The organism is Massilia sp. NBRC 108631 (assembly GCF_059704565.1).
This window is the reverse complement of record NZ_BAAKJE010000047.1, coordinates 77,222-102,072: the sequence shown is the minus strand read 5'-3', so window position 1 is coordinate 102,072 and position 24,851 is coordinate 77,222. Positions and strand designations below refer to the sequence as shown.

At 65.5% G+C, this 24,851-nt stretch carries 22 protein-coding genes and 1 pseudogene; 20 read left to right on the top strand and 3 right to left on the bottom strand.

The genetic code is table 11. From position 1 onward, the window contains the following. Positions 1 to 80: 80 nt before the first annotated feature. Entirely contained in the window at positions 81 to 1,418 is a 1,338-nt protein-coding gene (locus AC6H42_RS05130) for a PQQ-dependent sugar dehydrogenase (protein ID WP_497547533.1), read from the bottom strand. A 50-nt stretch (positions 1,419 to 1,468) separates the two neighbouring features. Continuing rightward, a complete protein-coding gene (locus AC6H42_RS05125) occupies positions 1,469 to 1,726 on the bottom strand; it encodes a hypothetical protein (protein WP_057152853.1) in 258 nt (85 codons plus the stop codon). Between the two features lie 150 nt (positions 1,727 to 1,876). On the opposite strand from AC6H42_RS05125, the gene AC6H42_RS05120 reads away from it, so the two are divergent. Beyond that, complete coding sequence (locus tag AC6H42_RS05120; protein WP_057152855.1) at positions 1,877 to 2,830, top strand: DUF3667 domain-containing protein; 954 nt, start codon at positions 1,877 to 1,879, stop codon at positions 2,828 to 2,830. A gap of 14 nt (positions 2,831 to 2,844) precedes the next feature. Here AC6H42_RS05120 and AC6H42_RS05115 read toward each other — a convergent pair whose 3' ends face one another. Beyond that, entirely contained in the window at positions 2,845 to 3,225 is a 381-nt protein-coding gene (locus tag AC6H42_RS05115) for a VOC family protein (RefSeq protein ID WP_057152857.1), read from the bottom strand. A gap of 206 nt (positions 3,226 to 3,431) precedes the next feature. Between AC6H42_RS05115 and AC6H42_RS05110 the strand changes: the two genes are divergently transcribed. The 19 genes and pseudogenes from AC6H42_RS05110 to cobA all read left to right on the top strand — a co-directional run bounded on the left by AC6H42_RS05110 (position 3,432) and on the right by cobA (position 24,723). Beyond that, positions 3,432 to 4,334: an NAD kinase gene (locus tag AC6H42_RS05110; RefSeq protein ID WP_497547532.1), complete on the top strand. Its 903-nt coding sequence runs from the start codon at positions 3,432 to 3,434 to the stop codon at positions 4,332 to 4,334. Between the two features lie 30 nt (positions 4,335 to 4,364). Next, on the top strand, positions 4,365 to 6,032 hold the full coding sequence (recN, locus tag AC6H42_RS05105; protein WP_057152861.1) for a DNA repair protein RecN: 1,668 nt from the start codon (positions 4,365 to 4,367) through the stop codon (positions 6,030 to 6,032). A gap of 30 nt (positions 6,033 to 6,062) precedes the next feature. Then, complete coding sequence (hemH, locus tag AC6H42_RS05100) at positions 6,063 to 7,172, top strand: ferrochelatase (RefSeq protein WP_497547531.1); 1,110 nt, start codon at positions 6,063 to 6,065, stop codon at positions 7,170 to 7,172. A gap of 410 nt (positions 7,173 to 7,582) precedes the next feature. Beyond that, positions 7,583 to 8,128: a nucleotide exchange factor GrpE gene (gene grpE, locus AC6H42_RS05095; RefSeq protein ID WP_057152864.1), complete on the top strand. Its 546-nt coding sequence runs from the start codon at positions 7,583 to 7,585 to the stop codon at positions 8,126 to 8,128. Positions 8,129 to 8,222: 94 nt separating this feature from the next. Beyond that, positions 8,223 to 10,172, top strand: coding sequence for a molecular chaperone DnaK (dnaK, locus tag AC6H42_RS05090; protein WP_057152866.1), 1,950 nt, complete (start codon positions 8,223 to 8,225; stop codon positions 10,170 to 10,172). A 113-nt stretch (positions 10,173 to 10,285) separates the two neighbouring features. Then, a complete protein-coding gene (gene dnaJ, locus AC6H42_RS05085) occupies positions 10,286 to 11,416 on the top strand; it encodes a molecular chaperone DnaJ (protein WP_057152868.1) in 1,131 nt (376 codons plus the stop codon). A gap of 116 nt (positions 11,417 to 11,532) precedes the next feature. Next, positions 11,533 to 12,207 (top strand): carbonate dehydratase, encoded by a 675-nt coding sequence (can, locus tag AC6H42_RS05080; protein ID WP_057152870.1) that lies wholly within the window; start codon positions 11,533 to 11,535, stop codon positions 12,205 to 12,207. Between the two features lie 157 nt (positions 12,208 to 12,364). Then, on the top strand, positions 12,365 to 13,606 hold the full coding sequence (locus AC6H42_RS05075; RefSeq protein WP_497547530.1) for a putative DNA modification/repair radical SAM protein: 1,242 nt from the start codon (positions 12,365 to 12,367) through the stop codon (positions 13,604 to 13,606). Beyond that, positions 13,606 to 15,159: a UdgX family uracil-DNA binding protein gene (locus tag AC6H42_RS05070; RefSeq protein ID WP_057152874.1), complete on the top strand. Its 1,554-nt coding sequence runs from the start codon at positions 13,606 to 13,608 to the stop codon at positions 15,157 to 15,159. Before AC6H42_RS05075 ends, AC6H42_RS05070 begins: the two co-directional genes overlap by 1 nt. Positions 15,160 to 15,215: 56 nt before the next feature. After that, on the top strand, positions 15,216 to 15,440 hold the full coding sequence (locus AC6H42_RS05065) for an addiction module protein (RefSeq protein ID WP_162249872.1): 225 nt from the start codon (positions 15,216 to 15,218) through the stop codon (positions 15,438 to 15,440). 388 nt (positions 15,441 to 15,828) lie between these two features. Next, positions 15,829 to 16,704 (top strand): TauD/TfdA dioxygenase family protein, encoded by an 876-nt coding sequence (locus AC6H42_RS05060; protein WP_057152879.1) that lies wholly within the window; start codon positions 15,829 to 15,831, stop codon positions 16,702 to 16,704. 17 nt (positions 16,705 to 16,721) lie between these two features. Next, positions 16,722 to 17,726, top strand: a complete 1,005-nt coding sequence (locus AC6H42_RS05055) for an ABC transporter substrate-binding protein (RefSeq protein ID WP_057152881.1) — start codon at positions 16,722 to 16,724, stop codon at positions 17,724 to 17,726. 7 nt (positions 17,727 to 17,733) lie between these two features. Next, positions 17,734 to 18,615: pseudogene (locus AC6H42_RS05050) on the top strand (ABC transporter ATP-binding protein); the annotation flags it as partial. A gap of 218 nt (positions 18,616 to 18,833) precedes the next feature. Beyond that, entirely contained in the window at positions 18,834 to 19,706 is an 873-nt protein-coding gene (locus AC6H42_RS05045) for an ABC transporter permease (protein ID WP_497547529.1), read from the top strand. 413 nt (positions 19,707 to 20,119) lie between these two features. Beyond that, positions 20,120 to 21,331 (top strand): dipeptidase, encoded by a 1,212-nt coding sequence (locus AC6H42_RS05040; protein ID WP_497547528.1) that lies wholly within the window; start codon positions 20,120 to 20,122, stop codon positions 21,329 to 21,331. A 62-nt stretch (positions 21,332 to 21,393) separates the two neighbouring features. After that, positions 21,394 to 22,011 carry an ANTAR domain-containing response regulator gene (locus AC6H42_RS05035; protein ID WP_082551469.1) on the top strand — a complete coding sequence of 206 codons (618 nt, stop codon included), beginning with the start codon at positions 21,394 to 21,396 and terminating at the stop codon, positions 22,009 to 22,011. Between the two features lie 48 nt (positions 22,012 to 22,059). Beyond that, positions 22,060 to 23,202: a CmpA/NrtA family ABC transporter substrate-binding protein gene (locus AC6H42_RS05030; protein WP_057152885.1), complete on the top strand. Its 1,143-nt coding sequence runs from the start codon at positions 22,060 to 22,062 to the stop codon at positions 23,200 to 23,202. A gap of 24 nt (positions 23,203 to 23,226) precedes the next feature. Next, on the top strand, positions 23,227 to 23,901 hold the full coding sequence (locus AC6H42_RS05025; RefSeq protein ID WP_057152887.1) for a methyl-accepting chemotaxis protein: 675 nt from the start codon (positions 23,227 to 23,229) through the stop codon (positions 23,899 to 23,901). Positions 23,902 to 23,910: 9 nt separating this feature from the next. Next, on the top strand, positions 23,911 to 24,723 hold the full coding sequence (cobA, locus tag AC6H42_RS05020; protein ID WP_082551470.1) for a uroporphyrinogen-III C-methyltransferase: 813 nt from the start codon (positions 23,911 to 23,913) through the stop codon (positions 24,721 to 24,723). Positions 24,724 to 24,851 lie beyond the last annotated feature (128 nt).

Sequence of the window (24,851 nt, the reverse complement as noted above, 5' to 3'; positions counted from 1 at the left end):
GTCGTCTCCAATTCGAGTAAGGCCGGCCGGGCAAAAACCGGCAAAAGGTTGCCCGTCGTGCGTGCTCTTTCAGTTCCCTTTTAGTTTCCCTTGGGCGTGACGCGCCAGATGATGTTGCCGACATCGTCGGCCACCAGCAGCGCGCCGCCCTTATCTACCGCCACCCCCACCGGGCGGCCCTGCGCCTTGCCGTCCCGGTTCAGGAAGCCGGCCAGGAAATCTTGCGGCGGGCCGGACGGCTGGCCGTTGGCAAACGGCACGAACACCACTTTGTAGCCGCTGTGCGGCTTGCGGTTCCACGAGCCGTGCTGGCCGATGAAGGCGCCGTTCCGGTAGCGTTCGGGGAACAGCTGCCCTTCGTAGAACGCCAGGCCCAGCGAAGCGGTATGGCCGCCCAGCGCGTAGTCGGGCGCGATCGCCGTGGCCACCAGTTCCGGCCTGGGCGGCTTGACGCGCGCGTCCACGTTCTGGCCGAAGTAGCTGTAGGGCCAGCCGTAGAAGCCGCCTTCCTTCACCGAGGTCAGGTAGTCCGGCACCAGGTCGTTGCCCAGCTCGTCGCGTTCGTTGACCACGGTCCATAGCGCCTTTGACTGCGGCTGCCAGGCCATGCCGTTCGGATTGCGCAGGCCGGTGGCGAACAGCCTGGCTTTATTGGTGGCCAGGTCCAGCTGCCAGATGGCGGCGCGGCCTTCCTCCTTGTCCATGCCGTTCTCGCCCACGTTGCTGTTCGAGCCCACCGTGGCGTACAGGTATTTGCCGTCCGGGCTGGCGATGATGTTCTTGGTCCAGTGGTGGTTCAGCGGGCCGCCCGGCAAGTCCATCACCTTCACCGGTGCGGCCGTGATCTCGGTCTGGCCTTCCTGGTAGGGGAACTTGACCACCGCGTCGGTGTTGGCCACGTACAGGTCCTGGCCCACCAGCGCCACGCCGAACGGCGAATGCAGGTTCTTCAGGAACACGCTGCGGGTTTTCGCCGCGCCGTTGGCGTCGATGCCGCGCAGCAGCGTGATGCGGTTGGCCGATTGCGTGACGGCGCCGGCCTTCTTCATCTGCGACTTCATGATCTTGCCCTTGATGCCTTTGTCATCCTCCGGCTTGGGCGGGGCGTTGCTTTCCACCACAAGCACGTCGCCGTTCGGCAATACATACACCCAGCGCGGATGGTCCAGGTCCCGCGCGTAGGCGCGCACCGCGAAGCCGGCCGCCGCCACCGGCGCGCCATTGGCGGCCCAGCGCGCCACCGGCGCCACGTTGACCGTGGGGATCAGCGAGCGCTCGGGCGCGGGCAGCACGGGTTGCGGTCCGAAACCGGGCGGATACTGCTGGGCTTCGGCTGCGCCGGTCATGACAACCAGCGCGGCAACGGCAAAGGCGGCCAGGGCGAGTGCGGGGCGGATCGGTGCGGCGTTCGAGCTCATGGGCGGCGTCTCTCGGTGGGTGGTCGTTCGGCTGGGGCGGTTGCGGCGCGTCAGTCCTGTTTCACTCCGGCTTGCGGCTGGGCCTTGCCGGGCGCGCGCGGTTGCACTTTTTCCACACCGCGCACGCCGTGCAGGTCGGTGTCCACCAGGCCTTGTTCAAGGTCGCTGGCGGCTTGCCGGATCACGCTGCGCGCTTTGGGCGGATGGCCGTCGGGCGACTCGTCGCGCTCGTGCGGCAGGCGTTTTTCATCGTCGCTGCGCACCGGCGTCTCGGTGTTGACCTGGCGGTCCTTGGCTTCGGTAACCATGATCGGCCTCCCTTGTCTGCATTGAGGAATCATCTTAGCGCCGCGAACGGTGCGCAGTCGCGCAATTGAACTTTATTGAAACAGTGCATCTTTTGCATGAACTCAGGTAACATTCCTGCTTGTGCCGTCAGCCCAGAAGAGAACTCAGCCGTGAAGCCCGAACTCGCCCAGCAGCAGGACCGTCCACCCGAACCGCACGATCAGCACGCCGCGCCCGCCAACTGCCTGAACTGCAACGCCGGCATCAGCGGCAATTACTGTCACAACTGCGGCCAGGAAACACGCACCCATGCGCCCAGCTTCATGGAATTTGCGCACGAGTTCGTCGGCCATTACGTGGCGCTGGAAGGGCGGCTGTGGGGCACCTTTACGCGCCTGCTGTTCCGCCCGGGCGCGCTCACCAATGAATACCTGGCCGGGCGCCGCAAGCGCTACGTGGAGCCGCTGCGCCTGTACCTGACGCTGAGCATCCTGTTTTTCGCGCTGCTGAAATTCACCAATACCGAAGTGATCAACCTGGACGCCAAGACGCCGCAGCCGGCGGCCGAGGTGGCGCAGGCGGTCAAGCAGGAGGCGCAGGGCATACGCCGCGAGATCATCGCCAACGGCACGGTCAAGGACAAGGAAGGGCGCGACGTGATGCTGCAGGAGACCGTGCGCTCCAAATCGCCGCGCATGGCCGACGCCATCGAGAACTTCGACAAGCTGCCCGCCGAACGCAAGGGCCAGGCGCTGTCGGACGGCTTCTTCCGCTACGGGCCGTACGCCATGTTCGCGCTGATGCCGCTGTTCGCGCTGTACCTGAAGGTGTTGTACCTGGGATCGGGCCGGCGCTACGGCGAGCACCTGCTGTTCGCGCTGCACACCAGTTCGTTTGCCTTCGTCATGTTCGCGGCGATCAAGCTGATCCCGGAAGACAATTTCTTCACCTTCGTGCTGCTGTGCTGGCTGGTCGGCTATCTGCCGTGGGCCATGCGCCGGGTGTACGGCGGCAGCCGGAGCGCGACGGCGCTGCGCTGGACGGTGCTGATGATGGCGCACGGCATTTCGCTGGCCATCGCCATCACCGTGGCCATGGGCGCCGGGGTGGCCACGGCGCACTAGGCCGGCAGGACGGGCTACTCGGGCGCCACCGCCGGCTGCCACAGCTCGACCTTGTTGCCGTCCGGGTCCATGAACCAGCCGAAGCGGCCGTAGTCGAAGGTCTGCGGATCGCCCACCAGTTCGGCGCCGCCGGCCACCACCTGGGCCAGTGCCTCGTCCAGGTTGTCCACCACCAGGTTGAACATGAACTCGCGCTTGGACGGCGCGAAGTAACCGGTGGTGTCCTTGAACGGGCTGAACACGGTGCAGCCGCCGGCCGGCATGGCGCCGGGGAAGAAGGACGCGTAGTCGGTGGATTCGCCGGGGAAGCCCAGGTGGGCCTGGTACCAGCTCATCAGCGCTTGCGGATTGCGCGATTTGAAAAAGACGCCGCCCACGCCCAATGCTTTTGCCATGCTGTTCTCCCTGTGGTGATGACCGCTGTTGTCGCCGGTCGTTATCCTTGATGCAATCTTGCTTGCACTCCGCCGCCGGCCGTTTTATACTGTTTGCATATACAGTATTTGTGTGCGTTTGATGCATGGCAGAAGGCTGCATTATCGGTTACTCTGACTGGTGTTGCCACCCCAAGTTGCTCCCCCCAATCAAGACCGAGAGATCTATGCCCGCCACGCAAGCCCTATTCAACACCATCGCCCTGGTTGTCCGCCAAAACACGGCCGGTATCGAAACGCCGGTCCGCAGCCTGCTGGCGTTCCTGCGGGAAGGCGGCCACCACATCGTGCTGGAGGCGGAAACGGCGGCCCACCTGGGCATGCAGGATTACCCGGCCATGACGCCGGACGAGATCGGCCGGCACGCCAGCGCGGCCATCGTCATGGGCGGCGACGGCACCATGCTGGGCCTGGCGCGCCAGCTCGCGCCCTACGACGTGCCGCTGATCGGCATCAACCAGGGCCGGCTCGGCTTCATGACCGACATTCCGCTGGAAGGCATGCTGCCCATCCTGGCGCAGATGCTGGCCGGCAGCTACCAGGCCGAGCGGCGCACCCTGCTGGAAGGCAGCGTGCTGCGCGACGGCAAGGAAATCCATGTCGGCCTGGCGGTCAACGACGTGGTGGTGTCGCGCGGCGCCGGCGCCGGCATGGCTGAGCTGCGGGTCGATGTCGATACCCACTTCATGTACAACCAGCGCTCGGACGGCCTGATCATCTCGACCCCCACCGGCTCGACCGCCTACGCGCTGTCGGCCGGCGGGCCGCTGCTGCATCCCACGCTGGGCGGCATCGTGCTGGTGCCGATCGCGCCGCACGCGCTGTCGAACCGGCCCATCGTGCTGCCGGATTCGAGCGAGATCCAGATCGAGATCGTGCGCGGGCGCGACATCACCGTCAATTTCGACATGCAGACCTTCGCCAGCCTGCAGGCGCAGGACCGCATCATCATCAAGCGTTCGCCGCACGCCATCACCTTCCTGCACCCGGAAGGCTGGAGCTACTACAACACGCTGCGCGAAAAGCTGCACTGGAACGAATACCCGTCCACCGACGGCAAATTAGTCTGACACTGGTCCAACTTCACTTTGCTATTGCCCATGCTGCGTACCCTGTCCATCCGCGACTTCGTCATTGTCGACACCATCGAGCTTGAATTTTCCGCCGGCTTCACCGTCTTCACCGGCGAAACCGGCGCCGGCAAATCCATCCTGATCGACGCGCTGACCCTGGCGCTGGGCGGGCGCGGCGACGCCAGCGTGGTGCGCGAAGGCGCGGCCAAGGCCGACATCACGGCCGACTTCGCCGTGACCGAGCAGGCCGCCGCCTGGCTGGCCGCCAACGAGTTCGCCACCGACGAGGGCGGGGCGCTGCTGCGCCGCGTGATCGACAACGCCGGCCGTTCCAAGGCCTACATCAACGGCGTGGCCGCCACCGCCGCCCAGCTGCGCGAGCTGGGCGACCTGCTGGTCGACATCCACGGCCAGCACGCCCACCAGTCGCTGCTGAAAACGGACGCGCAGCGCGAGCTGCTGGACAACCAGGCCATCATCAAGGACGGCGCCGCCGCCGAGTCCCTGAAGGCGGTGGCCGCCGCGCACAAGGCCTGGCGCGCGCTGGCGCGCCAGCTGGAGGAATACGAAACCAACGCCGCCAACCTGGCCTACGAGCGCGAACGCCTGGAGTGGCAGGTGGGCGAACTGGACAAGCTGGCCGCCAAGCCCGGCGAGTGGCAGGACATCTCCAACGAGCACAGCCGCCTGTCGCACGCGGCCAGCCTGCTGGAAGGCGCGCAGGAAGCGCTGGCCGCCATCTCCGAAGCGGAAGACCATCCCATCGTCTCGCAGCTCGGTTCGCTGAGCCAGAAGCTGGGCAAGCTGGCCGCCATCGACACCGAGCTGCAGCCCACGGTGGACCTGATCGAATCGGCCCGCATCCAGCTGCAGGAATCGGTGTACGCGCTGAACACCTACCTGGACCGGGTGGAGCTGGACCCGGACCGCCTGCGCCAGGTGGACGCGCGCATGGAAGCGCTGCATTCGGCCGCGCGCAAGTTCCGTGTGGCGCCGGACGACCTGCCGGACGAGCACGCGCAGCTGTCGGCCAAGCTGCGCCAGCTGGCCGACGCCAGCGACCTGGACAGCCTGCGCCAGCAGGAAGAACAGCTGAAGGCGGCCTATATGGCGCTGGCGCGCCGGCTGTCCGCCACCCGCGCCGCCGCTGCCAGGGGCCTGGCTACCGCCGTCACGCAGGCCATGCAGGAACTGAACATGACCGGCGGCGCCTTCGACATTGCGCTCAACCCCTGCGAGCCGGGCGCGCGCGGGCTGGAGCAGGTGGAATTCCTGGTGGCCGGCCACGCCGGCGTAGCGCCGCGTCCGCTGGCCAAGGTCGCCTCCGGCGGCGAGCTGGCGCGCATCGCACTGGCCATTTCCGTCATCACCTCCAACGCCACCGCCACGCCGACCCTGATTTTCGACGAAGTCGACAGCGGTATCGGCGGCGGCGTGGCCGAGGTGGTGGGGCGCCTGCTGAAGCGCCTGGGCCAGGCGCGCCAGGTGCTGTGCGTGACGCACTTGCCGCAGGTGGCCAGCCAGGCCAACCAGCACTTCCAGGTGGCCAAGGGCACGCTGGACAACGGCAAGACCGCTTCCCGCATCGACGTGCTCGACAGCAAGGCCCGCGTGGAAGAAGTGGCGCGCATGCTGGGCGGGCTGGAAATCACCGCCACCACCCGCAAGCACGCCCGGGAGTTGTTGGCTTTATAATGTCGGGTCTTCCTCCCGTCATTGCGATCCATGGCCTTCCTCAAAGAACCACCCCACACCCACGGCAGTCCCGGCGGCAGCGCCGTGGTGCTGGTCAACCTCGGCACGCCGGACGCGCCCACGCGCTCGGCGGTACGGCGCTACCTGAAACAGTTCCTGTCCGACCCGCGCGTGGTGGAGATTCCGCGCGCGCTGTGGTGGTTCATTCTCAACCTCATCATCCTGCCTTTCCGTTCCGGCCAGTCCGCCAAAAAATACGCGTCGATCTGGACCCGCGAGGGCTCGCCGCTCAAGGTCAACACCCAGGAGCAGGCGCTGCTGCTGCGCGCCGCGCTGGGCGAGCGCGGCCATGACGACGTCACCGTCGCCATGGCCATGCGCTACGGTTCGCCGTCGCTGCCGGACGTGCTGGCGCGCCTGAAGGCGGACGGCTGCGAGCGCGTGCTGCTGCTGCCGGCCTATCCGCAGTATTCGGGCACCACCACCGGCTCCATCTACGACGCCGTGTTCGCCCATTACAAACAGATCCGCAACGTGCCGGAACTGCGCTTCATCCGCAATTACCACGACCATGAGGGCTATATCCACGCGCTGCAGGAGTCCATCCTGGCGCACTGGGAGGCGCACGGCCGTCCGGAAAAACTGGTGCTGAGCTTCCACGGCGTGCCCAAGCGCACCCTGCTGCTGGGCGACCCCTACCACTGCGAATGCCTGAAAACGGCGCGCCTGCTGGCCGCCAGGCTGAAGTTGACGCCGGAGCAATACGTGGTCACTTTCCAGTCCCGCTTCGGCAAGGCCGAGTGGCTGCAGCCCTACACGGCGCCCACCGTGCAGCAGCTGGCGCGCGACGGCGTGCGCCGGGTGGACGTGATCTGCCCCGGCTTCACCAGCGACTGCCTGGAAACCCTGGAAGAAATCGCCATGGAAGTGCGGCACGACTTCATGGCCGCCGGCGGCAAGGAATTCCACTACATCCCCTGCCTGAACGCCACCGCCGGCTGGATCGCCGCGCTGGCCGAGATCGCCGAACAGCACATGATAGGCTGGCCGACCATGGTGGCCCAGCCCCAGCGCGATGCTCTCAAGAAAGAGGGCGAAGCCGCGCGCGCGGCCGCCCTCAAGCTTGGTGCGGAAAACTGACGCTCGCCCGGCAATGCTGTCCAAGTGATAATCAGCACTTGCCGGTGGTGAGTGCCAGCCTGTTACAATACCCGGTCTTCGGGCGGCAACTACTGTAGCAATTCGGAGTAGCAGATCCAGGCGACGGCCAGAACGATGTAGGCCACGATGGACGCTGCAATGAGTGGCAACTTCATGATGCGCTCCCCACGCTGTACGGTTGGCTGGACGGCGGCGCCGTGCTCGCCTTCCATTACATAGTAGCTGCTGCGGTGCAAAAAAATATCTCTCTTGTGAGTCAGTTTGTAACGGCGCTGTTACGCAAAGTGCAACGCCGCGCGAATACCCCTTGAAAAGGTAGGTTATAGCCCCACTTGCTGCCCGTGCCGTACCAAGTAATGTCTAACACACGATTTGTAGGAGTCTTTCAGATGCAAGATCAGGAAAATCAAGCAGTCCCGAATCCCGAGGCGGAAGCAGCGCCAGCGCAGCCATCGACTCCCGCCGACGGCGCCGCTCCTACGCTGGAAGAGCAGCTGGCCAGCACCGAAGCGCGCCTGGCTGAAATGCACGACGCCTTCATGCGCGCCAAGGCCGACGGTGAAAACATCCGCCGCCGCGCCCAGGAAGACGTTGCGAAAGCGCACAAATTCGCCGTTGAGAGCTTCGCCGAGGCCATGGTGCCGGTGAAGGACAGCCTGGAAATGGCGCTGAAGGTGGAAGCGCCGACGCTGGAATCGCTGAAGGAAGGCGTGGAAATGACGCTGAAACAGCTCAATTCGGCCTTCGAGAAGAACCGCCTGCTGGAAATCATGCCGGCCCAGGGCGACAAGCTGGACCCGAACAAGCACCAGGCCGTGGCCGTGGTGCCTGCCGAGCAGGAAGCGAACACCGTGGTATCGGTGCTGCAGAAGGGGTATATGATCGCCGACCGCCTGCTGCGCCCGGCCATCGTGACCGCTGCGCAGGCAAAATAAATAGTAAGAGTTGCTCAGCGCAAGCACTTGAAATCACACAGCATTTCCCACATATAAGAAGCATCTGAAACTTAGCAAACAAGGAAAATAAATCATGGGCAAAATTATCGGTATTGACCTGGGAACCACCAACTCCTGCGTTTCCATCATGGAAAACGGTCAGCCTAAGGTAATCGAGAACGCGGAAGGCGCGCGTACCACGCCATCGATCATTGCTTACCAAGATGACGGCGAAATTCTGGTCGGCGCGCCGGCCAAGCGCCAGGCAGTCACCAACCCGAAGAACACCCTGTTCGCGGTGAAGCGCCTGATCGGCCGCAAATTCGAAGAAAAAGAAGTGCAGAAGGACATCGCGCTGATGCCTTACCAGATCACCAAAGCCGACAACGGCGATGCGTGGATCGGCGTGCGCGACAAGAAACTGGCGCCACCGCAGATCTCGGCGGAAGTGCTGCGCAAGATGAAGAAAACGGCGGAAGACTACCTCGGTGAAGAAGTCACCGAAGCCGTGATCACCGTGCCTGCTTACTTCAACGACTCGCAGCGCCAGGCCACCAAGGACGCCGGCCGCATCGCCGGCCTGGACGTCAAGCGCATCATCAACGAGCCGACCGCGGCCGCGCTGGCCTTCGGCCTGGACAAGACCGACAAGGGCGACCGCAAGATTGCCGTGTACGACCTGGGCGGCGGTACCTTCGACGTATCGATCATTGAAATCGCGGACGTGGACGGCGAGAAGCAGTTCGAAGTGCTGTCGACCAACGGCGACACCTTCCTGGGCGGCGAAGACTTCGACCAGCGCGTGATCGACTATATCATCGACGAATTCAAGAAGATCAACGGCCTGGACCTGAAAAAGGATCCGATCGCCCTGCAGCGCATCAAGGCTTCGGCCGAGCGCGCCAAGATCGAACTGTCGTCGTCGCAGCAGACCGAGATCAACGAGCCCTACATCGCCATGGCGAACGGCGCGCCGGTCCACCTGAACCTGAAGATGACCCGCGCCAAGCTGGAATCGCTGGTCGAAGAGCTGATCAACGCCACCATCGAGCCATGCCGCACCGCCATCAAGGATGCCGGCGTGAAAGTGACCGACATCGACGACATCATCCTGGTCGGCGGCATGACCCGCATGCCCAAGGTGCAGGAAAAGGTCAAAGAGTTCTTCGGCAAGGATCCACGCAAGGACGTGAACCCGGACGAAGCCGTGGCCGTCGGCGCCGCGATCCAGGGTTCGGTGCTGTCGGGCGACCGCAAGGACTTGCTGCTGCTGGACGTGACCCCGCTGTCGCTGGGTATTGAAACCCTGGGCGGCGTGATGACCAAGATGATTCACAAGAACACCACGATTCCGACCAAGTTCTCGCAAGTGTTCTCGACCGCCGACGACAACCAGCCTGCGGTGACCATCAAGGTCTACCAGGGCGAGCGTGAAATCGCGGCCGGCAACAAGGGCCTGGGCGAATTCAACCTGGAAGGCATCCCGCCGGCATCGCGCGGCACGCCGCAGATTGAAGTGACCTTCGACATCGACGCCAACGGCATCCTGCACGTGGGCGCCAAGGACAAGGCCACCGGCAAGGAAAACAAGATCACCATCAAGGCGAACTCGGGCCTGACCGAAGACGAGATCCAGAAGATGGTGAAGGACGCCGAGCTGAACGCGGAAGAAGACAAGAAGGTCAAGGAACTGGCCGAGTCGCGCAACCAGGCCGACGCGCTGGTGCACTCGACCCGCAAGTCCCTGACCGAATACGGCGACAAGCTGGAAGCTGGCGAGAAAGAGAAGATCGAAGCGGCCATCACCGATCTGGAAGCCTCGATCAAGGCCGGCGACAAGGCCGACATCGACGCCAAGGTGGCAGCGCTGTCGACCGCTTCGCAGAAGCTGGGCGAGAAGATGTACGCCGACATGCAGGCGCAGCAGGCTGCGGCCGGCGGCGGCGCCGAAGGCGGCCAGCAGGCTGGCGGCCAGCAAGAGTCCAAGGCGCAGCAGGACGACGTGGTCGACGCCGACTTCAAGGAAGTCAAAGACAGCAAGTAATTGGTTTTTCGGCTGCGGCCGCAAGACTGACGCCGAGCCGTGCATCCCTGCAAAGGGGCCGGCTCGGCTTTTTCGCATAATCAGTACCAGTAAATAAGCAAGGTGCCTACAACATGGCAAAGCGTGATTTTTACGAGATCCTCGGCGTCGCGAAGAATGCGTCCGAAGACGAGATCAAGAAGTCCTATCGCAAGCTGGCGATGAAATACCATCCGGACCGCAATCCGGACAGCAAGGAATCGGAAGAGAAGTTCAAGGAGGTCAAAGAGGCCTACGAGATGCTGACCAATCCGGAAAAACGCGAAGCGTATGACCGCTACGGTCACGCCGGCGTGGACCCGAACATGGGCGGCGGCGGGGGCGGCGGTTTCGGCGCGGGCGGCTTCGGCGATGCCTTCGGCGACATCTTCGGCGACATTTTCGGCGGCGGCGGCCGCGGCCGCAGCTCCGGCCCGCAGGTCTACCGCGGCGCGGACCTGCGCTACAACCTGGAAATCACGCTGGAACAGGCGGCGCACGGCTTCGACACCACCATCCGCGTACCGTCCTGGGACAAGTGCGACACTTGCCACGGTTCCGGCGCCAAGCCCGGCACCGCGCCGGTCACGTGCTCCACGTGCGGCGGCCACGGCCAGGTGCGCATGCAGCAGGGCTTCTTCAGCATCCAGCAGACCTGCCCGAAATGCCATGGCACCGGCAAGATCATCACCGATCCTTGCTCGCCTTGCGGCGGCGCGGGCCGCATCAAGCGCAACAAGACGCTGGAAGTGAAGATCCCGGTCGGCATCGACAACGGCATGCGCATCCGCTCGTCGGGCAACGGCGAACCGGGCACCAACGGCGGGCCACCGGGCGACTTGTACGTGGAAATCCACATCAAGCAGCACGCGGTGTTCCAGCGTGAAGGCGACGACCTGCATTGCGAAATGCCGATCTCGTTCGCGCGCGCGGCGCTGGGCGGCGAAATCGAAGTGCCTACGCTGTCGGGCAAGGTGTCGTTCACCATTCCCGAAGGCACCCAGTCGGGCAAGACTTTCCGCCTGAAGGGCAAAGGCATCAAGGGCGTGCGTTCGGGTTACCCGGGCGACCTGTTCTGCCACGTGGCCGTGGAAACGCCGGTCAAGCTGACCGACAAGCAGAAGGAACTGCTGCGCGAGTTCGACCGCGCCACCGTGGAAGGCGGTTCCAAGCACAGCCCGCAGAGCAAGACCTGGCGCGACAAGGTGAAGGACTTCTTCGAATAGCAGCCATTGTTCGGCGCAGATGATGCGCCGCACCAAATCAGGTAACATAGCGTTATTCCCGGACCGCCCCTTGCCACCCCGGCAAACGGGCGGTCTTCGCACGTTTGAGAGGACATATGAGCGAACAAAACGTAAGCAATTCGCCGCTGGCAGACCTGCTGGTCAACAACCGCGCCTGGGCCGATTCCATGGTTCAGCGCGATCCTGAATTCTTCAAGCGCCTGGAGCAGCAGGCCTCGCCCGAATACCTGTGGATAGGCTGTTCCGACAGCCGCGTGCCCGCAAACGAGCTGCTGGGCCTGGCTCCCGGCGACGTGTTCGTCCACCGCAACATCGCCAACGTGGTGGTGCACTCGGACCTCAATTGCCTGTCGGTGCTGCAGTTCGCCATCGAAGTGCTGAAGGTCAAGCACGTGATCGTGGTCGGCCACTATGGCTGCAAGGGCGTGCACGCCGCCATGACCGGCACCCGCGTCGGCCTGGTCGACAACTGGCTGCGCCATGTCAACGACGTGGCGCAGAAGCACGAGCGCTACCTGGGCGACGTGCTGCCGTCGCGCGAACGTGCCGAGCGCATGTGCGAGCTGAACGTGGTGGAGCAAGTGGTCAACGTGTGCCAGACCACCATCGTGCAGGACGCGTGGGACCGCGGCCAGCCGCTGACCGTGCACGGCTGGGTGTACGGCCTGAAGGACGGCCATCTGCACGACCTGGAAATGACGGTCAGCGCAGGGCACGAACTGGCCGCCCGCCTGGGAAGCCGCCTCGGCAAATACGACGCCACCGCCTAAGCGCCGCGGCGCCCCGGGTCCTGGGCGCTGGCCGGAGGGCGGCTTGGCGCTGCAAGCGCCGCACCCGCCAGGCTGACCCGCCCCTGACCCGCTAATTTTCGGTAGCTCCCCGCCTGCCTGCGATATACTGTTTATATATACAGTATCGAGGCAATCAATGGAGCTCACCGACAAGCTGGAAATCCTGGCCGACGCCGCGAAGTACGACGCCTCCTGCGCCAGCAGCGGCGCGCCCCGGCGTCACTCCATCGGCAAGGACGGCCTGGGCGCCAGCACCGGCATGGGCATCTGCCATAGCTACACGCCGGACGGCCGCTGCGTGTCGCTGCTGAAAATCCTGCTCACCAATTTCTGCATCTACGACTGCCAGTACTGCGTCAACCGCCGCACCTCCAACGTGCCGCGCGCCCGCTTCACGGTGCAGGAGGTGGTCAAGCTGACGGTCGACTTCTACCTGCGCAACTACATCGACGGCCTGTTCCTCAGCAGCGGCATCATCCAGTCTGCCGACTACACCATGGAACAGCTGGTCGCCATCGCCCGCGAGCTGCGCGAAACGCACCAGTTCCGCGGCTACATCCACTTGAAGACCATTCCCGACGCCGATCCCGCGCTGATCGCCGCCGCCGGCCGCTATGCCGACCGGCTCAGCGTGAACATCGAGCTGCCGTCTCAGGACAGCATCGCGCGCCTGGCGCCGGAGAAGAACGTGCACACCATCAAGCTGGCCATGGGCGCCATCCGCCTGCGGCTGGACGAAAAAGCCGAGGACCCGAAGGCGCCCGCCTTCGCCCCTGCCGGCCAGAGCACGCAAATGATCGTCGGCGCCGACGCCAGCGACGACAAGCACATCCTGGGCACGGCTGAAACGCTGTACAGCAGCTACAAGCTCAAGCGCGTGTACTACTCGGCCTTCAGCCCGATCCCGGACAGTCCGAAAAGCGTGCCGCTGGCGCCGCCGCCCATGCAGCGCGAGCACCGCCTGTACCAGGCCGATTTCCTGCTGCGCAGCTACGGCTTCCGGGTCAGCGAACTGCTGCCGGGCGACGGCACGCAACCCGGCAACCTGGCGCTGGATATCGACCCCAAGCTGGCCTGGGCGCTGGCCAACCGCGAGCATTTCCCGATGGACCTGAACCGCGCCGACGCGGCCATGATCGCGCGCGTGCCCGGCATCGGCCTGCGCAACGCGCAGCGCATCGTCGAGCTGCGGCGCCTGCGGCGGGTGCGCTACGCCGACCTGTCGCGCCTGCGCTGCAACATGAAGAAGATCGCCCCCTTCATCATCGTGGCCGATTACGCGCCCGCGAGCGACACCACGCCGTCCGACACGCTGCGCCGCGCCATGGCCGATGCGCCGCAGCAGATGAACTTGTGGCCGGAGTTGCGGGCGGCGTAATGGCCGGGCTCGTTCACTCCATTGCCGTGGCCGGCTTCGACGACTGGCGCGCGGCTGCGCGCGGACTGATCGTGCGCCGCGTGCCGCCTGAATCCGTACAATGGAGCGCACCTGGAGGCGGCGGCGACTTGTTCGGCGCCGTGGCCGGCCCGGCTCCCGTGCCCGGTACTGCCGCTCAGCCCGCTTCGCCCGCGATACCGCGTGCAGCTGTTGGCGTGGCCGCCGCCTCGGTTAGCGCAGCGTCCCTGGGCAGCGCAGCGTCCGTCGCGCCGGCAATGCCTGCGGCGTCCGCCATGCGCATTCCGCGCGAGCTGATGGCGCTGCTGCAAGGGGCCGCCTGCTACCGTGCTGAAGACCGTTGGGCCTTCCTGTACAAGATCCTGTGGCGCTGGCAGCAAGGCCAGCGGGAGGTGATGTCGATGGCGGACGAAGACGGCAACCGCTTGCACGGCATGGTCCGCGCCGTGCGCCGCGAAGAACACGACATGCACGCCTATTTGCGCTTCCGCGAACGGCCTGCGGGCGAGGGTGCGCCGCGCTTCGTGGCCTGGTTCGAGCCCGCGCACGACGTGCTGCCGCAAGTGGCGCAGCACTTCGCCGCCCGCATGGGCCGCGCCACCTGGCTTATCGCCACGCCGGAGGCCACCGTGCTGTGGGACGGCGCCGCGCTGCACGCCACCGGCCCGCTCGCGCGCGGCCCCGCCGACATCGAGGACGCCGGCGAAGCGCTGTGGCTCACCTACTACCGCAGCATCTTCAACCCCGCGCGCCTGAACCCGGACGTGATGCACAGCCACGTGCGCTCGCGCTTCTGGAAGCATATGCCCGAAGCGGCGCTGGTGCCGGAGATGGTGTCGCAAGCGGCGGCCGGCGCGCGCCGCGTGGGCCAGGCCAGCGCCGTTGGCCGCCGCAGCGGCACCACGATTCCCATCGCGCCCGAGAAAGCGCAGCCCGAGCGCCAGCAGCCGCACACGCTGGACGAATGCCGCCGCTGCGAACTGTGGCAGCACGCCACGCAAGCCGTGCCGGGCGAGGGCGCGCGGAAGGCGCGCATCATGCTGGTGGGCGAGCAGCCCGGCGACCAGGAAGACCTGCAAGGCCATCCCTTCGTCGGCCCCGCCGGCGCGCTGCTCGACCGCGCCCTCGCGCAGGCCGGCGTGGACCGCGCCACAGTCTACGTCACCAACGCGGTGAAGCATTTCAAATGGGAACCGCGCGGCAAGCGCCGCCTGCACAAGACCCCCGCGCAGAAGGAGATCCTGGCCTGCCATTACTGGCTGGAGGGCGAACTGGAGCAGGTCGCCCCGCAAGTGGTGGTCGCACTCGGCAGCACCGCGCTGAAGGCCATCCTCGAAGACAGCCACGCCGCGCTGAAAGACTATATGGAGCAGCCGGTGCAGCACGCCGGCCGCTGGGTGGTGGCCACCTACCATCCCGCCTACGTGCTGCGCGTGCCCGGCGCCGACGAAAAATCCCGCGCCCTTGCCGCCATGGTCGCCGCGCTGCGCAAAGCGCGCGAGATTATTGATGCACAGCAGAGGACCGGGCGGTAGTTTGGTGAGAGACCTGAAGCGGAGGTATGATTATCCAGGCTGAAGAGGAGCACCGAATGCAAACGAAACTTGAACTATTGGCAGCAGAGGCATTGAAGCTATCGCAGGGAGAGCGCGAGGCATTCGTGCAATTGCTAGTCGCCAGTTTGGATACGGAAGCTGGCAATGAAGACGCGCTTGCGGCCGAAGTCGAGCGTCGTATCGACGAAGTCGAAAGCGGGAAGACGAAGGTTATCCCCATGGCGGATGCCTTGGCGCTGGTGCGTGCGGGCTTGAAGTGAAACTGGTGATCGTTCCTGCGGCCCTCGTGGAATTGCAGGATGCGGCCGCTTTCTATGCTGTGCAAGCGAATGCTGAGTTGGGGCGTGCGTTTGTGGCCGAGTTTGAGCGGGTCGTGAATCTTGTCTTTTCAGCCCCCAATTGGGCGCCGTTTTTCGCGGTGCCCGTCGCCGCTACTTTCTTCGCAGATTTCCTTATAGCGTCATCTATCAAGTGGCTTCAGAGGAACTGCGTGTGGTTGCGCTTGCTCATCAAAGGCGCCGGCCGGCCTACTGGGCTGGGCGGAAATAGTATGCGACAAGAATCGCATATGAATAGCCGATAAGCTTCGTTTTCTTCATGAGGGGAGCGGCATAGACTGGGGGCATATTCAACGCAAGGACCAGTCCCATGTCTGCCGTGCTCAGTCCTGTTCAATCTTTCGATATCAAGGTTTTCGACGCGCCGCTCGGCGCGGAAGTGACGGACCTCGACCTGTCGCAGCCGCTCGGCAACCGCGACTTCCAGCGCCTGCACCGCGCGCACCTGGACCACCACGTGCTGGTGTTCCGCGACCAGCGCATCACGCCGCAGCAGCAAGTGGCGTTCAGCCGCCGCTTCGGCCCCTTGCAGATCCACGTGCTGCGCAATTTCCAGCTGGCCGAGGCGCCCGAGGTGCTGATCATTTCCAACATCATCGAGAACGGCCAGCCCACCGGCCTGGGGGACGCCGGCCACTTCTGGCACTCGGACCTGTCGTACAAGGACAAGCCCAGCCTGGGTTCCATGCTGCACGCGCAGGAGCTGCCGGAGCAGGGCGGCGATACGCTGTTCGCCAATATGCACCTGGCCTACGAAACATTGCCGGTGGCGCTGCGCCGCGCCGTGCAGGGGCTGCGTGCGGAGCACAGCTACCTTGCGCAGTACGAGCAACTGCGGCGCCGCAATCCTTTCCGCCCGCCGCTGACGCAGGAGCAGATCGATGAAGTCAAGCCGGTGCTGCAGCCGGTGGTGCGCGTGCATCCGGAAACGGGGCGCCGCGCGCTGTTCGTCAGCGAGCATTTCACCACGCGCATCGCGGGTTTGCCGGAAGACGAGAGCACCGCCCTGCTGGCGGAACTGTTCGCGCACAGCGTCAAGCCCGAGCACATCTACCGCCACCAGTGGCGCCCGCGTGACATGGTGTTCTGGGATAACCGCTCGTTGATGCATCTGGCGGCCGGCTGTCCGCCCCACATGCGCCGCAAGCTGTACCGCACCACCATCGAGGGCGACGTCCCGTTCTGAACATATCTGGAGCAAGCATGAGTAAACTGAAGTTCATCGCCGCCGCCGTGGCTGCCGCCGCGCTCGGCCTGAGCGCGCAGGCGCGAGCCGAAGGCCGCATCCGCATCGCCGAGCAGTACGGCGTCACCTATCTGCTGCTGAACATTGCGCAGGACCACAAGCTGATTGAAAAGCATGGCAAGCAGCAGGGCATCGATATCGCTGTCGAGCGCACGCAGCTCTCGGGCGGCGCCGCCATCAACGACGCGCTGCTGTCCGGCAGCATCGATATCGCCAGCGCGGGAGTCGGCCCGCTGCTGACGATATGGGACCGCACCAACGGCAAGCAGAATGTGCGCGGCGTGGCCTCGCTCGGAAACTTCCCCTACTACCTGGTCAGCAACAACCCCAAGGTGAAGACCATCGCCGACTTCACCGAGAAGGACCGCATCGGCCTGCCGGCGGCGGGCGTGTCGGTGCAGTCGCGCATCCTGCAGATGGCGGTGGCCAGGCAGTGGGGCGACAAGGAGTTCAACCGCCTGGACAAGCTCACGCAAACGCTGCCGCATCCTGATGCCGCCGCGGCGGTGATCGCGGGCGGCACGGAGATCAATGCGCACTTCGGCAATTCGCCTTACCAGGAGCAGGAGCTGGCGCAGAATCCGAACGCGCGCATCGTGCTCAATTCCTACGATGTGCTGGGCGGGCCGAGTTCGTCGACGGTGCTGTACGCCACCGAGAAGTACCGCAACGAGAACCCCAGGACCTACCGCGCCTTCACGGCCGCGCTGGCGGAGGCGGCGCAGTTCGCGACCGCCAATCCCGAGGGCGCGGCCGATGCGTATCTGCGCGTGAGCAAGAGCAAGGTGGACCGCGCGCTGCTGCTGAAGATCATCAAGAACCCGCAGGTGCAGTTCAAGGTGGCGCCGCAGAACACCTTCGGGCTGGCGCAGTTCCTGCACCGCGTGGGCGTGCTGAAGAACCAGCCCGCCAGCTGGCGCGATTACTTCTTTGAAGACCCGGCCATCGGCCAGGGCGGATAGGACGATCATGAGCCAGCAGTCGCGACAGCATCCGACGCCACATGCGCCATTGCACGCCGTGCCGAAATGGCACACGCTCCCCAACGGCGCGGCGCAGGCGGCCGTGCAGCCGCTGCTGCGCGCCGAGGGCGTGAGCCTCGAATACCGCAGCCGGGCGCACACGGTGCGCGCCACGCATGACGTGAGCTTCGATGTCTATCGCGGCGACCGCTTTGTGCTGCTTGGACCTTCGGGCTGCGGCAAGTCGTCGCTGCTGAAGGCGGCGGGCGGCTTCCTCGCGCCGAGTGCCGGCAGCATCAGCCTGAACGGGCAGGCGGTGCATGGACCGGGACCGGACCGCGTGGCCGTGTTCCAGGAGTTCGACCAGCTGCCGCCGTGGAAGACTGTGAAGCAGAACGTCATGTTCCCGCTGCTGGCTTCCCGCAAGCTGAAGCGCGGCGAGGCCGAGGAACGCGCCATGCACTGGATCGGCAAGGTAGGCTTGGCCGGCTTTGCGGACGCGTATCCGCACACGCTGTCGGGCGGCATGAAGCAGCGCGTGGCGATTGCGCGCGCGCTCGCCATGCAGCCGGAAGTGCTGCTGATGGACGAGCCCTTTGCCGCGCTGGACGCGCTCACGCGCCGCAAGATGCAGGAGGAGCTGGGCCGCCTTTGGGAGGAGGCGCGCTTCACGCTGCTGTTCGTCACGCACTCGATAGAAGAGGCGCTGGTGGTCGGCAACCGCATCCTGCTGCTGTCGCCGCACCCGGGTCGCGTGCGGGCCGAGCTGAACAGCCACCAGTTTGGCCTGCACAGCACCGGCAGCCCCGAGTTCCAGGCCGCTGCCAATCGCATCCACCGCTTGCTGTTCGACGAGGATGTATCCGCCGCGCCCGACAGCGACGCTGCCAGCGCTGCATCGGCCACCGTCACGCCCGCATCCGCAACGGCATCCGCCTCCGCCAGGGATGCCAGGACCGCCGCTGCTCCGGCCGAAGCCTCCATCTCTGCCGCCGCGATTGCAATCGCCAGTGCGGCTGGCCTGCCGGTGCCGGTCCCGGCATCAACGCCTGCTTTGCCGCTGGGCCGCTATGATGCCGTGGATGCCATCGGCCGGAGGCTCGCGTTATGAACCTGCTGCTCGAACCGCCGATCCGCCAGGAATTCGAATACGCCGCCGCGCCGCCGGCGTCGGCCAGCGTCACGCGTCCGCTACCGCTCGCGCAGCGCGTATGGCAGCAGGACTGGCTGCGCAAGGCGTTGATCCTGCTGGCGCTGGCCGCCGGCTGGGAAGCCATCGCGCGCTGGCAGAACAACGACCTGCTGCTGCCCACCTTCCTGCAAACCGCAAGCGCCTTCGCGGCAGGCGTCGCCAGCGGCGAACTGCTGGAGCGCGTGCGTGTCTCGCTCAGTATCCTGCTGCAAGGCTATGTGCTGGGCGTAGTCGCTGCTTTCGCGCTCACCGCGCTGGCCGTCACCACCCGCCTCGGGCGCGACCTGCTGGAAACACTGGTCGCCATGTTCAACCCCTTGCCCGCCATCGCGCTGTTGCCGCTCGCGCTGCTGTGGTTCGGCCTGGGCAACGGCAGCCTGCTGTTCGTCATCGTGCACGCGGTGCTTTGGCCGCTGGCGCTGGGCGCCTACGCCGGCTTCCAGGGCGTTCCCGAAACGCTGCGCATGGCCGGCCGCAACTACGGCCTGCGCGGCCTGCCGCTGGTGGTGCAGATCCTCGTCCCCGCCGCGCTGCCCGCGATAGTCTCCGGCCTCAAGATCGGCTGGGCCTTTGCCTGGCGCACGCTGATCGCCGCTGAGCTGGTGTTCGGCGTCTCGTCCGGCAAGGGAGGTCTGGGCTGGTACATCTTCCAGAACCGCAATGAGCTCTACACCGACAAAGTCTTCGCCGGCCTGGCCGCCGTGATCCTGATCGGCCTGCTGGTCGACAGCCTGGTGTTCCGCACCCTCGAACGCGCCACCATCCGCCGCTGGGGTATGCAACGCTGATGCGGCCTATTCCAGAACCCAGCGTCCGTTGCGTTGAATCTGCTCATGCATGGCGTCGGGAGCGAGGTCGCGTGGAATTGTCCTGCAGCCTGACTTCGATAACCTCCCAGTGCATTTTTACTCCCAAGGCGGTATGGGATTTGGGCGCTGCAACGTCTGGCACCACTGCCAGTTGGTGAGCAGTTCGTTCTGATGTAGCTTAGCCCAGTCAAGCACGAGGCTCAAGGCGCGAAGCGTCTCATGGAACGAGCGAATCGTGGGCACAAGTTACACCGGCGTTCACGGGGGGCAGCCAGCGTACTGCCGCGTGTGCGCTACGGTTTGTGCTATGTCATGCTTGAGCAGAAAAATGGTTAAGATGGCTGTCTTGCCAATTCATGAAAGCCATACTCATGCGTCATGCATATGCTTTTTTGCTCGCCCTCGGACTCACCGCCGCCCACGCCGCCGAAGCGCCTGCCGAGGCGGCGCTCAAGCACGCCAAGGCGCTGCTGGACAAGGTGCCGCTGGTGGACGGCCATAACGACCTGCCGTGGACCATACGCGAGGACAAGGCCCATCCGATGGATGTGGATGCCTACGACCTGCGCAAGCTGAACGGCCAGCAGACCGACTTGCCGCGCCTGAAGGAAGGCCGCGTGGCGGTGCAGTTCTGGAGCGTGTTCGTGCCCGGCGAACTGAAACAGGGCTGGGCGCGCACCCAGCTGGAGCAGATCGACCTGGCCAAGCGCATGATCGCGCGCTACCCGGAACGCCTGGTGCTGGCCACCCGCAGCACCGACATCGCCAAGGCCCGCAAGGCCGGCAAGCTGGCCAGCTTCATCGGCATGGAGGGGGGCCACGTCATCGAAAACAGCCTGGGCGCGCTGCGCGCCTATTACGACCTGGGCGCCCGCTACATGACCTTGACCCACAACGTGACCCTGGACTGGGCCGACGCCGCCCTCGACCTGCCGCGCAACAAGGGCCTGAGCAACTTCGGCAAGGAAGTGGTGCGCGAGATGAACCGCCTCGGCATGCTGGTGGACCTGAGCCACACCAGCCCGGACGTGATGCGCCAGGCGCTCGACACCAGCGCAGCGCCGGTCATCTTCTCCCACTCCAGCGCCCGCGCGCTGGTGGACCATCCGCGCAACGTGCCGGACGACGTGCTGGCCCGCATGGCGGCCAACGGCGGCGTGGTGATGGTGACCTTCGTGCCGGCCTTCGTCTCCACCGACTACATGCGCTGGAAGGACGGCCTGATCGCCCGCACCCGCACCATGGAGCGCGACAGCCCCGCCTACAAGGTGGTGGAAGCGGCCTATATCAAGCAGGCCGGCCCCGCGCCCAAGACCACCTTGCAGCAGGTGGCCGACCATATCGATCACGTGGCCAAGGTGGCCGGCATGGACCATGTGGGCCTCGCCGCCGATTTCGACGGCGGCGCCACCACCGAGGGCTTGAATGACGTGTCCACCTACCCGGCGCTGTTCGCCGAACTGATACAGCGCGGCTGGAAGGACGCCGACCTGGCCAAGCTGGCCGGCGGCAACATCATCCGCGCGCTGGCCAAGGCCGAACAGGTCGCCGCCCGCCTGCAGAAAGAGCGCGCGCCCTCCATCGCCGGGCTGCCGGCAAAATAGTGATCGTTCGGGGGTGGTTTGATTCTTGCTAGTAACCCAGTATTGAATCAGAGCACCCCAAGATGGCATCCAAGCGACAATCAGCGCCCCCGGCGCGCAATCTACGTATCGTGGTGGTCCAGGCGGCCGACGCGGCAACGCGCGCGCACGCCCTGAACGCCGGCCTGCAGGAGGCGGGCTACGAGATCGTCGCCTCCCTTCCCGCCGACATGCATCTGCCCGAGCAGATCGCCCTGCTGCAGCCCGACATGATCATCATCGACGCCGAATCGGACGCGCGCGACGTGCTGGAGCACATCGTCATCGCCACCCGCGACGAGCGCCGCCCCATCGTCATGTTTACCGAGGACGACGCCCCTTCCAGCATGGAAGCGGCGATGGCGGCCGGCGTGTCCGCGTACATCGTGGCGGGCCTGCAGGCCGAGCGCATCAAGCCGGTGCTGAACGTGGCGCTGGCGCGCTTCAAGCAGGAGCAGAAGCTGCTGGCCGAACTGGACGACACCCGCCACAAACTGGCCGAACGCAAGGTGATTGACCGTGCCAAGGGCCTGCTGATGACGCGCCACGGCATGACCGAGGACGCGGCCTACCAGAAGCTGCGCAGCATGGCCATGAACAAGAATTTGAAGCTTGCCGAGATCGCCCAGCGCATCCTCGACGTCGAGGATTTACTGGGCTGATTTTGGTGCATGCACCATTAGGGTGCATTTTTGTAGAGGAAAAGAGCGATGACGAAGCATGCGGCACCGGAAAAGCAAGTGGTCAGGATCGGGTTCAACCCGCTGACCGACTGCGCCTCCGTGATCATGGCTGCGGTGCTGGGCTTTGATGAGAAATACGGCATCAAGATCGTGCCGAGCAAGGAATCGTCGTGGGCCGGCGTGCGCGACAAGCTGCTCACCGGGGAACTGGACGCGGCGCACTCGCTGTACGGCATGGTGTACGGCACCCAACTGGGCATCGGCTGGCAAAAGCGCGACATGGCCATCCTGATGAATCTGAACCGCAACGGCCAGGCCATCACCTTGTCGCGCCGCCTGGCCGAGCAGGGCGCGGTGGACGGCGCTTCGCTGGCCGCGCTGATGAAAAGCGCGCCGCGCACCTACACCTTCGCGCAGACCTTCCCCACCGGCACCCACGCCATGTGGCTGTACTACTGGATGGCGGCGCACGGCATCGATCCGATGCGCCATGCGCGCGTGATCACGGTGCCGCCGGCGCAGATGGTGTCCAACCTGGGCGCCGGCCACATGGACGGCTTTTGCGCCGGCGAGCCCTGGGGCCATCGCGCCGTGATGGACGGCATCGGCATTACCGCCGCCACCAGCCAGCAGATCTGGCCCGAGCATCCGGAAAAGGTGCTGGCCGCGTCGGCCGAATTCGCGCGCACGCATCCCAACACCTGCCGCGCGGTGATTGCCGCCGTGCTGGAGGCCAGCCGCTGGATAGACGCCAGCGCCGCCAACCGCATGGCCATGGCCGAGATCATTTCGGCCGTGCCCTACGTGAACACCAGCAAGGACGTGATCTGCCAGCGCATCCTGGGCCACTACCAGGACGGCCTGGGCAAGAGCTGGGAAGACCCGCACCCGCTGCGCTTCCACCACGAAGGCGCGGTGAATTTCCCTTACCTGTCGGACGGCATGTGGTTCATGACCCAGCAACGGCGCTGGGGCCTGCTCAAGGCCGATCCCGACTACCTGGCCGTGGCCAGTTCGGTACACCAGATAAACCTATACCGCGAAGCAGCGGAAATGACGGAGACACCCGTGCCGCAAAGCGTCCTGCGCAGTTCCACGCTGATGGATGGCAAACAGTGGAACGGCAGCGACCCGGAACGCTATGCGGCGTCCTTCAGCATCAGGCAGTAGTAGAAACCCACCAAGAGGGTGCAGATGGCAAATTACGGAGCGGCCGCACTGGCCACCAAGAACGAAGCGCCCGCGCTGTCGGGCGAAGTATTTGGCGCATTGATCAATCTTTCCGGCCGGCGGCGCTTCACGTCGCAGCGCCTGGTGCTGTACGCGGTGCTGGCCGGCCAAGGCCAGGAAAACGCCGCCGCCACCGCGCGCGAGGCGCTGGCGCTGTTCCGCGGCGCCCACCACGCGCTGGTGGAGGGCAGCGATACCGTGCCGGGCATCTTCTGCCCCGAGCTGGAGGAGGTCTACTTCGGCCGCCCCGGCGGCGACCGCCAGATCCGGGACTTCATGGACCTGGCCGAGCGCACCCTGCGGGCCTGCGAGGACGAGTCGCGCGGCGCGCAGGCGCTGCTGGCCCAGCTGGTCGAGATGACAACGCCGGTGCTGGCGCTGCTGAACCAGATCACCGCCATCTATGAAGAGCAGTCCAAAAAGCACGCGCTGCTGATGAAAAAGCAGCTGCGCGGGGTGATCACGGAAATCGAAACCATTGCCAAGCAGGCCAAGATGGTGGCCTTCAACGCGCGCATCGTGGCGGCGCGGGCCGGTTTCGCCGGGCGCGAATTCGCCGTGGTGGCGGGCGTGCTGTCGAACATCACCGGCGAAATCGACGACATGGTGAAAACGGCCCTGAACACGGCCAATGCATAGGAGCGTAGCATGAACCAGCAAGGCAAAGTCACCCTGGTGGGCGCCGGTCCCGGCGACCCGGACCTGCTCACCCTCAAGGCCGCCAAGGCCATCGCCGCCGCCGACGTGCTGCTGGTGGACGACCTGGTGAACCCGGACATCCTGGCCTGCGCATCGCCGCGGGCGCGCGTAGTCCAGGTCGGCAAGCGCGGCGGCTGCCAGTCCACGCCGCAGGAATTCATCGAGCGGCTGATGATCGCCGAAGCGCGCGCCGGCCAGCATGTGGTGCGCCTGAAGGGCGGCGACCCCTACCTGTTCGGGCGCGGCGGCGAAGAGCGCGCGCAGCTGCTGGCGCACGGCATACAAGTGGAGGTGGTGCCCGGCATCAGCAGCGGCCTGGCAGCGCCGTCCAGCATCGGCATCCCGCTCACGCACCGCAGCTGGAGCCAGGGCGCGGTGTTCGTCACCGGCCACGGCAAGGACGCCGGCTCGGAGCCGAACTGGCCGGCGCTGGCGCAAAGCGGGCTGACCCTGGTGATCTATATGGGCGTGGCGCGCTGCGCCGCAATACAGGCCGGCCTGCTGGCCGGCGGCGCGCGCCCGGACACGCCGGTGGCGGTGGTGCAATCGGCCACCCGTGACGCGCAGCGCCAGCTGATCACCACGCTGGGCGAACTGCCCCAGGCGCTGGCCGCCAGCGGCCTGGGCAGCCCCAGCATCATCGTGGTGGGCGACGTGGTGCGCTGCGCGGACGCATGGGGCGGTGCACACGATGGTGCACCCGCATACGCACCATCGGAGTGCGCTGTTGCACCGCAATATGCCACCGGCACCCTGAATTAAGTTCGTTGAAGTAACAATATCGGCCGCTCCCCCCTGTAAACCGCACTGCGCCTGTCTGGCACGCCTCTTGCAAAGGATAAGGACAGGATCAATGGCGATCCCCCAAACAAATGCGCTGGTCTAACGAC